At 59.9% G+C, this 8036-nt stretch carries 8 protein-coding genes and 1 pseudogene; 6 read left to right on the top strand and 3 right to left on the bottom strand.

What is annotated here, in order from left to right:
- Positions 1–729 precede the first annotated feature (729 nt).
- The 5 genes from pcnB (at position 730) to pgi (ending at position 6005) form a co-directional block, all read left to right on the top strand.
- On the top strand, positions 730–2109 hold the full coding sequence (gene pcnB, locus AAC035_RS15800) for a polynucleotide adenylyltransferase PcnB (RefSeq protein WP_339805820.1): 1380 nt from the start codon (positions 730–732) through the stop codon (positions 2107–2109).
- Positions 2106–2600: a 2-amino-4-hydroxy-6-hydroxymethyldihydropteridine diphosphokinase gene (gene folK / locus AAC035_RS15795; RefSeq protein WP_339805819.1), complete on the top strand. Its 495-nt coding sequence runs from the start codon at positions 2106–2108 to the stop codon at positions 2598–2600. Before pcnB ends, folK (AAC035_RS15795) begins: the two co-directional genes overlap by 4 nt.
- A 90-nt stretch (positions 2601–2690) precedes the next feature.
- Complete coding sequence (gene panB / locus AAC035_RS15790; protein WP_339805817.1) at positions 2691–3485, top strand: 3-methyl-2-oxobutanoate hydroxymethyltransferase; 795 nt, start codon at positions 2691–2693, stop codon at positions 3483–3485.
- Positions 3482–4330 carry a pantoate--beta-alanine ligase gene (panC, locus tag AAC035_RS15785; RefSeq protein ID WP_339805815.1) on the top strand — a complete coding sequence of 283 codons (849 nt, stop codon included), beginning with the start codon at positions 3482–3484 and terminating at the stop codon, positions 4328–4330. Before panB ends, panC begins: the two co-directional genes overlap by 4 nt.
- 25 nt (positions 4331–4355) lie before the next feature.
- Entirely contained in the window at positions 4356–6005 is a 1650-nt protein-coding gene (gene pgi / locus AAC035_RS15780) for a glucose-6-phosphate isomerase (RefSeq protein WP_339805813.1), read from the top strand.
- Here the strand turns inward: pgi and folK (AAC035_RS15775) are convergent, their stop codons facing one another.
- Positions 6006–6515, bottom strand: coding sequence for a 2-amino-4-hydroxy-6-hydroxymethyldihydropteridine diphosphokinase (gene folK / locus AAC035_RS15775; protein WP_339805811.1), 510 nt, complete (start codon positions 6513–6515; stop codon positions 6006–6008). It abuts the gene before it with no gap.
- Positions 6512–6871: a dihydroneopterin aldolase gene (gene folB / locus AAC035_RS15770; RefSeq protein ID WP_339805809.1), complete on the bottom strand. Its 360-nt coding sequence runs from the start codon at positions 6869–6871 to the stop codon at positions 6512–6514. Before folB ends, folK (AAC035_RS15775) begins: the two co-directional genes overlap by 4 nt.
- 178 nt (positions 6872–7049) lie before the next feature.
- Between folB and plsY the strand changes: the two genes are divergently transcribed.
- Positions 7050–7643 carry a glycerol-3-phosphate 1-O-acyltransferase PlsY gene (plsY, locus tag AAC035_RS15765; RefSeq protein ID WP_339805808.1) on the top strand — a complete coding sequence of 198 codons (594 nt, stop codon included), beginning with the start codon at positions 7050–7052 and terminating at the stop codon, positions 7641–7643.
- A gap of 16 nt (positions 7644–7659) precedes the next feature.
- Here plsY and AAC035_RS15760 read toward each other — a convergent pair.
- A pseudogene (locus AAC035_RS15760) lies at positions 7660–8036 on the bottom strand (tRNA (adenosine(37)-N6)-threonylcarbamoyltransferase complex transferase subunit TsaD); the annotation flags it as partial.

Here is an 8036-nt window from a genome sequence, read left to right as displayed (position 1 = left end):
TCGGTAACACACGCCTTGTTACCCTGTGTTACCTCCCGGAACACCTTCCCAGGTAAAAGTGTGAGACCAGTAACACTAACCCGGGATTTTTTATTCCGAAAACGGATTAAAAAAACTCAACACGCTGTTAATAAAGGGGTTTGCAAAACTGGCACGCACACTGCAATAAGTTACGTGCACAACAACAAAAACAATGTGACAACGCAGCGACAAAACAAAAACAAAAAGCTGCAGAGAAAGCGCCCGTTAACAAAAACAATGATAGGGCGTGAGCGAACTGAGTGTTTTGGGTGCTGAGCTTTTTAGTGGTGCCTTGGCTTGTGCGAGCCGCAGCTGTAGAGAAGAATCGTCTTCCAGACGCCGCTACAACCTGCTAAAGCTTTCACACAGTCACTGCCGCTCTCTGTATTCAAAGCGTTCCGCTTGCTTGCTTTGTAGGCCTTGGATTTGAGGCATCCGCAGGAGTTACCTGTGAATAACAACAATAATGCAGATCGTCTACTCTTCCAGGGCGGGTTCGCGCAAGCGTTCCCGCCTTTTGATTATCTGCCCTTTGTAAACCTGATTGCGCCCTTCTATTGCCGGTTTTCCCCTTCCCCGTGGGCAAAACCTGCACAAACCGTTAAACTCTTCCCTTTGCACGGTCATCGGAGCCGGCACTGGCAAACATGTTGCCCGCCCGCACAGTCCGGTTGACCAGCACAGAAACCAATCAGTTCATGGATTTCAATGCTGAACCAGATCAAAAAAACAGTCCGCTCCCTGATGTCCGGAAAGTCCCGTAAGGCGCCGGTATACCAACGCAGGGAGATTCCGAGGGAACAGCACACGGTTTCCCGCTCCTTCATCAGCGAACCCGCCAAAAAGGTCCTGAACCGTCTCAACAATGCCGGTTACGAGGCCTACTTGGTAGGCGGTGGTGTGCGGGATATTCTTCGGGGCGAACGGCCCAAGGATTTCGATATCGCCACCGATGCCACCCCCGAAGAGATCCACGATCTGTTTCGTAACTCCCGACTTATTGGCCGGCGGTTCCGTATCGTGCACGTTCTGTTTGGCCGGGAAGTCATCGAGGTAACCACTTTCCGTGGCAATGCCGCAACGGGCGTCGACAGCGAAGAAGACGATGACCGCAAGACCGGTGAACATGGCCAGTTGCTGCGGGATAACGTTTACGGCAACCAGGAAGAGGACGCACTGCGCCGGGATTTCACCGTCAACGCGCTTTACTACTGCATCCGCGATTTCACCATTGTTGACTACGCCAACGGCATCGACGACCTCAACAAAAAACAGCTACGCCTGATTGGCGATCCGGAAACCCGGTACCGGGAAGATCCGGTGCGTATGCTGCGGGCTGTCCGTTTTGCCGCCAAACTGGGCTTTACCATCGAACCCGGCACCGAAAAGCCGATCCGGGAACTGGCGCCCCTGCTGAACCACATTCCGGCTGCCCGCCTGTTTGAGGAAGTACTCAAGCTCTTCTCCGCAGGCTACGGCGAGGCCACCTACCGCCTGCTCCGTCAGTACGGCCTGCTGGCGTCGCTGTTTCCTGAAACCGTGAAAGCCCTGGACGAAGGACAGTCTGACGCGCTGATTCTTCAGGCCTTACGAAATACCGATCTGCGCATCAGCCAGGGCAAGTCCGTTACCCCTTACTTCCTCTACGCGGCCATGCTCTGGCCCGCCCTGCAGGCCGAATGGCAGCGCCGGCAGGATAACGGCGAGCCGGCGGTACAGGCCCTGCACCTGGCCATCGGTAAAGTCATTGGCCGTCAAGTGCAGGCCACCTCGATACCAAAACGCTTCTCGGGGCCCATGAAGGAAATCTGGGAACTGCAGTTACGCCTGCCGAGACGCCAGGGCAAGCGCGCCCATTCGCTGATGGAGCACCCCCGCTTCCGGGCTGCTTATGACTTCCTGCTGGTGCGGGAATCCGCTGGCGAGCTGGAGCCTGGCCTTGGCCAGTGGTGGACCGATTTTCAGGCGGTTGATGAACGCCGGCGGGAACAGATGCTCAGCGATCTGGGCAGTGGAACCGCTCCCAATAAGCGCCGGCGCCGGCGTAAACCGACCAGCCACCCGGCCGACCGGAGAAACAGTGGATGAGCGGGCCGGTCAAGGCGTGGATCGGCCTGGGCAGCAATCTCGAAGACCCGCTGGCCCAGCTTGCACTGGCCATCACCCAACTGGCGTCGCTGCCCAGAACCCGTTTACTGGCGCAGTCATGGTTTTACCAAAGCTCGCCCATGGGGCCTCAGGATCAACCGGATTTCGTAAACGGTGTCGCACTGATTTCCACGGAACTGCCTGCCGAAGCACTGCTGGACCAGCTGCAAACCCTTGAGCAGGATCATGGTCGCGAGCGCATTATTCACTGGGGACCCCGGACGCTGGATCTGGACCTGCTGCTTTATGGCGACCAGCAGATCACTAGCGACCGGTTAACTGTGCCCCACCCGGGCATCGCAGTGCGAGACTTTGTACTTCGCCCCTTGCTCGATATCGAGCCCGACCTGGTGCTGCCAAATGGCCTCAGTGCTTCCGGGCTTCTGGCAACCTGTCCGGATAACAACCTGAAAAGGCTGTCCCTTGGCTGACCAACCGGCCTTGCCTCCCAAAGTTACCCGCATTAACCTTACGACATACCGGCGAGCCGGTCCCACTCTATCCCTAAGGGCATGACTGCTATGGCTGTTACCATCAACACACTGCGCAACTACAAGGAAAAGGGCGAGGCGTTTGCCGTACTGACGGCCTACGACGCCACCTTCGCCCAGGTAGTCAGCGAAGCCGGCGTGGACGCCATTCTGATTGGCGATTCTCTTGGCATGGTACTTCAGGGGCACGACAGCACCCTGCCCGTCACCATGGAGCAGATCTGCTATCACGTCCGCTCTGTCGCCAAAGGCAACCGCGGCGCCCTGATCATGGCGGATATGCCCTTCATGAGTTATGGCACTATTCCCAGCGCGCTGGACAATGCCGCCGCACTGATGCGGGCCGGCGCCCACATGGTGAAGCTGGAAGGCACTGACTGGATGGCAGACACCATCAAGGCAATCAGTGATCGCGGCATTCCGGTGTGCGCGCATCTGGGCCTGACGCCGCAGTTTGTCAACAAGTTCGGCGGCTACAAGGTACAGGGGCGGGACGAAAAGCAGGCGGAGCAAATGATCGAACACGCCTGCCAGCTGGAAGCTGCCGGTGCCGACGTTATCCTGCTGGAGTGTGTGCCCTCTGCCCTTGCAGCACGCATCACCCAGGCGGTCAGGGCACCGGTCATTGGCATTGGCGCCGGCAAGGATACCGATGGCCAGGTGCTGGTACTGCACGACATGCTTGGCATACCACCGGGTAAAAAAGCCCGCTTCGTCAAGAACTTCCTGGCGGAAGGCGGCAGCATTCCCGGGGCCATCGAAGCCTATGTGGCAGCCGTTCGCGAGCGCTCATTCCCCGCCGAGGAGCATACGTTCAAGGCATGAGAACCCTACACACCATCCAGGAACTGAGAGCGGCCATCTCCGGCTTTCGCAACCAGGGCAAGCGCATAGGCCTTGTTCCGACCATGGGCAATCTTCACGAAGGCCATATCGCACTGGTCGAAAAAGCCCGTGAAGCAGCAGACATCGTGGTCACCAGTATTTTTGTCAATCCCATGCAATTCGGGGCCGGCGAAGATCTTGATGCATACCCCCGTACCCTGAAGGAAGACCAGTCAAAACTGCAGGCGGCCGGCAACGATCTGCTGTTTGCACCGACAGCCCTGGAGGTCTATCCCAACGGCCCCGGCCGCCAGACACAGGTGCTGGTGCCAGTGGTCAGTGAAGGCCATTGTGGCGCCAGCAGGCCGGGTCATTTTGAGGGTGTCGCCACCGTCGTCACCATGCTGTTCAACATGGTCCAACCAGACGTCGCGGTGTTTGGTGAAAAGGATTTCCAGCAGCTGGCGGTGATCCGCAAAATGAGCCGCGATCTGTTTGTTCCCATCGAGATCATTGGTGCGCCCACTATCCGTGAGGCTGATGGCCTCGCCAAAAGCTCGCGCAATGGGTACCTGTCAGCGGCCGAACGCAGCCTGGCACCCGCGGTCTACCGGTCACTCACCCATATTGGTGCTGCCCTGGCCTCCGGCAGCGATGACTTCAAAGCCCTGGAAGACACAGCCAGGGCTGAGCTGGCCGATACCGGCTTTCGCCCGGATTACGTCAACATTGTGAACAGCGAGACCCTCAAACCTGCTGCGCCCGGAGACCGCCAGCTCACCATACTGGCGGCGGCCTTCCTGGGCACTACCCGGCTGATCGATAATCTGACCGTCAACCGCTGATACTCACTGACTGAAGGGACTCACCATGACAGAGGCAACCACCCGACTCACCCGCCGGCCCGAGTGGCGGGCGCTGCAGGCTCACCGGTCGGAGCTGGAACAACGCCCCATGCGGGCCCTGTTCCAGGAGGATCCACAGCGGTTCCAGCGGTTCTCCACCGAAGCGGCCGGCCTGTTCCTGGATTACTCCAAGAACCGGATAACCAGCGCAACACTGCCCTTGCTGTCAGCACTGGCTCGCGCCTGTGGATTGCCCCAGCGAATTGAAGACCTGTTCAGCGGCGCCACTCTCAACAATACCGAGCATCGACCGGTGCTGCATACGGCCCTGCGCAGCCCGGCCACCGCTGACGTCCGGGTTGCCGGACATAATATCATTCCGGATATTCAGGCCACGCTGGATCACATGGAGTCTTTCGTTACCCGCATTCATAACGGCGACTGCAAAGGCTTCAGCGGGCAACCGATTCGCGACGTGGTGAGCATCGGGATCGGCGGCTCCTATCTGGGTCCACGCATGGTGACCGATGCCCTCAAACCCTTCAGCCGTGAGGGTATCTGCTGTCATTACGTGGCCAATATTGATGGCACCGACATCAGCGAAGTGCTGGCCCAAATCCAACCGGAAACCACGCTGTTTCTGGTTCAATCCAAATCATTCAGCACCCAGGAAACCCTCGCCAACAGTGAGGTGGCCAGAGACTGGCTGGTGCAGGCAGGCGCAACCGGGCAGGACCTGCCGATGCAGTTTGCCGCGGTCACCTCAAAACCGGAGGCCGCCATCCGCTTCGGTGTCCACAAGGACCATATTTTCCCCATGTGGGACTGGGTTGGCGGTCGTTACTCACTGTGGTCAGCCATCGGACTTCCCATCGCACTGACCCTCGGCATGGCCCATTTCCGCGAGCTTCTTGACGGTGCCCACGCCATGGACAAACATTTCCGGTCGGCGCCACTGGAGCAGAACCTGCCGGTGATCATGGCACTGCTGGGTGTCTGGAACGTCAACTTCTGGGGCGCCTCCAGTCATGCCATCATTACCTACGACGAGTACCTGCAGGCACTTCCCGCCCATCTGCAGCAACTGGACATGGAAAGTAACGGCAAGCGGGTAACCCGTGATGGACAGGACGTGGAGTACCACACCGGCCCGGTGATCTGGGGTGGTGTCGGCGCCAATGGTCAGCACGCCTACCATCAGTTGCTGCACCAGGGCACCCTGCTGATACCGGTTGATTTCATTATCCCCATGCGCACCCACAATCCGGTGGCCCGACATCACGAAACCCTGTTCGCGAACTGCCTGAGTCAGTCCCAGGCGCTGATGCAGGGCAAGACCCTTGCAGAAGCACGCGCGGAACTGATGGCCGACGGACTGTCAGCCCCGGATGCCGACTGGTTGGCACCCCACAAGGTAATCCCCGGCAACAAACCCTCCAACACCCTGACCTTTGATCAGACCACCCCTGCCGCCATCGGAGCTCTGATCGCACTGTACGAGCACCGCACCTTTGTCCAGGGCATTGTCTGGAATCTGAACTCGTTCGATCAGTGGGGGGTGGAGCTGGGCAAGCAGCTGGGCAAGCCGATTATGGCCCAGCTCGCCGGAGAATCCGGTACCGAGGGTGTTGATGCTTCTACAGCGGGACTTATCGAGCGGTTTCGCAAAGGCTGATCATAGCGGCCAGCATAAGGCCACCGGCCACAGCCTCTGGGTTCCCGACCACGCTTGCCAGTGGTCGCGGTAGCTGATCCCCGTGACCGGGTGGCGCTCGTGGCCGGCGATATCAGCCAGTGGGCGCAACACAAATGCATTGGCCAGTATCTCACCACGGGGTAGCTCAACCCCGTCGCAGGGGGCTGCCAGCTGCCCATAGGTCAGGATATCGAGGTCCAGTGTTTTGGCGTTCAGACCGGAAGATTCGGGCTTGCGGCCGTTGGCCACCTCGACCCCCTTCAGAAACCGCGACAGCCTGGCAACAGGCCACTGTGTCTGTAAGCCGACCACCAGATTGAAAAACGGATCACCGGAAAAACCGACGGCCTCGCTTTCATAGACCGGTGAGATATCCAGCTGCCCGAACGTGGCCGCCAACGCGTCCAGTCCGGCCCGGATGTGGCGCTCCCTGTCGATGTTACTGCCAACCCCCAGATACACCCGGACCGGACCCTGCGCTTCGCTCACCGGAACTGACCCCGCTGCAGGCGCACACCGACCGCTGCCGCGGCCGTGACTGCCCCCGGTTTGCGAAGGGTCAGCTGCAGGCCCGCCATGCCGAAGACCTGAATCAGCTCTGCGGCCAGGCCCTCGGCCAGCGTCTCCAGCAGCGCCGGCTGGTTCACTGATGCAAACGCCATGACTCGCTCGCTGACCGCGCCATAATCAAGGGCCAGACCGACATCGTCGCTGTCCGCGGCCGCCCGGTTATCCCAGACCATTTCCAGATCCAGAACCAGTCGCTGATGAATTTCCCGCTCCCAGTCATAGACACCGATAACGGTTTCCAGCTCAAGCCCTTCGATGATCACGTAATCTGTCAAACCTGCACCACTCCGCCAGTGCGCCCGGGGGCGTATTTTTGCTGATTGAACCGTCTCGGGGAACCCGCTATGGTTTTGTAATGAATTCTGCGGCGCTCTGAACACCGGTGGCCAGCCCCGCACCCGAAAGCCATCAAGAGCTGTTTACCGGACCAGATAAGGACGCACAACCAATCTCATGGACGCCTCGCTGCAAGCCACACTGATCGTACTCAGCTGCATGCTGGCTTACGCCTCCGGCTCAGTACTGTTCGCTGTGCCGGTATCCCGCCTGTGGCGGCTGCCCGACCCCCGCCTTATTGGTTCCGGCAACCCGGGAGCCACCAATGTCTACCGCGGCGGCGGTGCCGTTCCGGCCGCCGTCACCCTGACGCTGGACGCTCTCAAGGGCGCCCTGCCGGTATGGATGGCCCAGGCCGCCGGCCTGTCAGTATACGTTCAGGCCATGGTGGCGCTCTGCGCCGTTACCGGTCACATGGTCCCCATATTCTATCGCTTTCAGGGCGGCAAAGGTGTCGCCACGGCTCTCGGTTGCGGGCTGGTACTGGCGCCCGCCACCACCATGCTGCTGGCATTGATCTGGCTTGTCATCATGTGGCGTATGCGGATTTCGGCACTTGCCTCGGTGGTAGCCCTGGGCAGTGGCCCGGCCATAAGCGCTCTCTTCGAGCCGCACACTTTGCCTTTGTTCGGATTACTCGCCATCGTGATCGTGATTCGTCATCGCACCAACCTGATTCGCCTGGCCCAGGGCCGGGAACGCCGGTTCTGAACGCGGCCGCGGCTGCTCAGGCCACCAGGCCGTTGTCGCAGGGCTGATCCAGTCCCGGCAGAGTATCCATGGGCCAGCGCGGTACGGCCAGAATACGGTCGCCGTCTTTCTGACCGGCCTGCAGGCGCTGGCAGCCGGCGTAGGCGATCATGGCGCCGTTATCGGTGCAGAATTCCGGCCGGGCGTAGAACACCACTGCTCCGCGATCTGCGGTCATTTTCTCCAGCGCCGCCCGCAAACGCTTGTTGGCGCTGACCCCGCCGGCAATGACCAGGCGCTTGCCGGCAACCGCGTCCAGCGCCCGCCGACACTTGATGGTCAGGGTTTCCACAACAGCGGTTTCGAAGGCCAGGGCAATATCGGCCTGTACCTGGTCGGTCCAGTTATCCGCCG

This window comes from uncultured Marinobacter sp. (genome assembly GCF_963974375.1).
Taxonomy (GTDB): Bacteria; Pseudomonadota; Gammaproteobacteria; order Pseudomonadales; family Oleiphilaceae; genus Marinobacter.
Note: the sequence above shows the minus strand (reverse complement) of the source record. Positions and strands in the feature narration are given on the sequence as shown.

Coding starts and splice junctions, on each gene's coding strand:
- pcnB (WP_339805820.1), top strand. CDS start 730: ATGCTGAACCAGATCAAAAAAACAGTCCGCTCCCTGATGTCCGGAAAG.
- folK (WP_339805819.1), top strand. CDS start 2,106: ATGAGCGGGCCGGTCAAGGCGTGGATCGGCCTGGGCAGCAATCTCGAA.
- panB (WP_339805817.1), top strand. CDS start 2,691: ATGGCTGTTACCATCAACACACTGCGCAACTACAAGGAAAAGGGCGAG.
- panC (WP_339805815.1), top strand. CDS start 3,482: ATGAGAACCCTACACACCATCCAGGAACTGAGAGCGGCCATCTCCGGC.
- pgi (WP_339805813.1), top strand. CDS start 4,356: ATGACAGAGGCAACCACCCGACTCACCCGCCGGCCCGAGTGGCGGGCG.
- plsY (WP_339805808.1), top strand. CDS start 7,050: ATGGACGCCTCGCTGCAAGCCACACTGATCGTACTCAGCTGCATGCTG.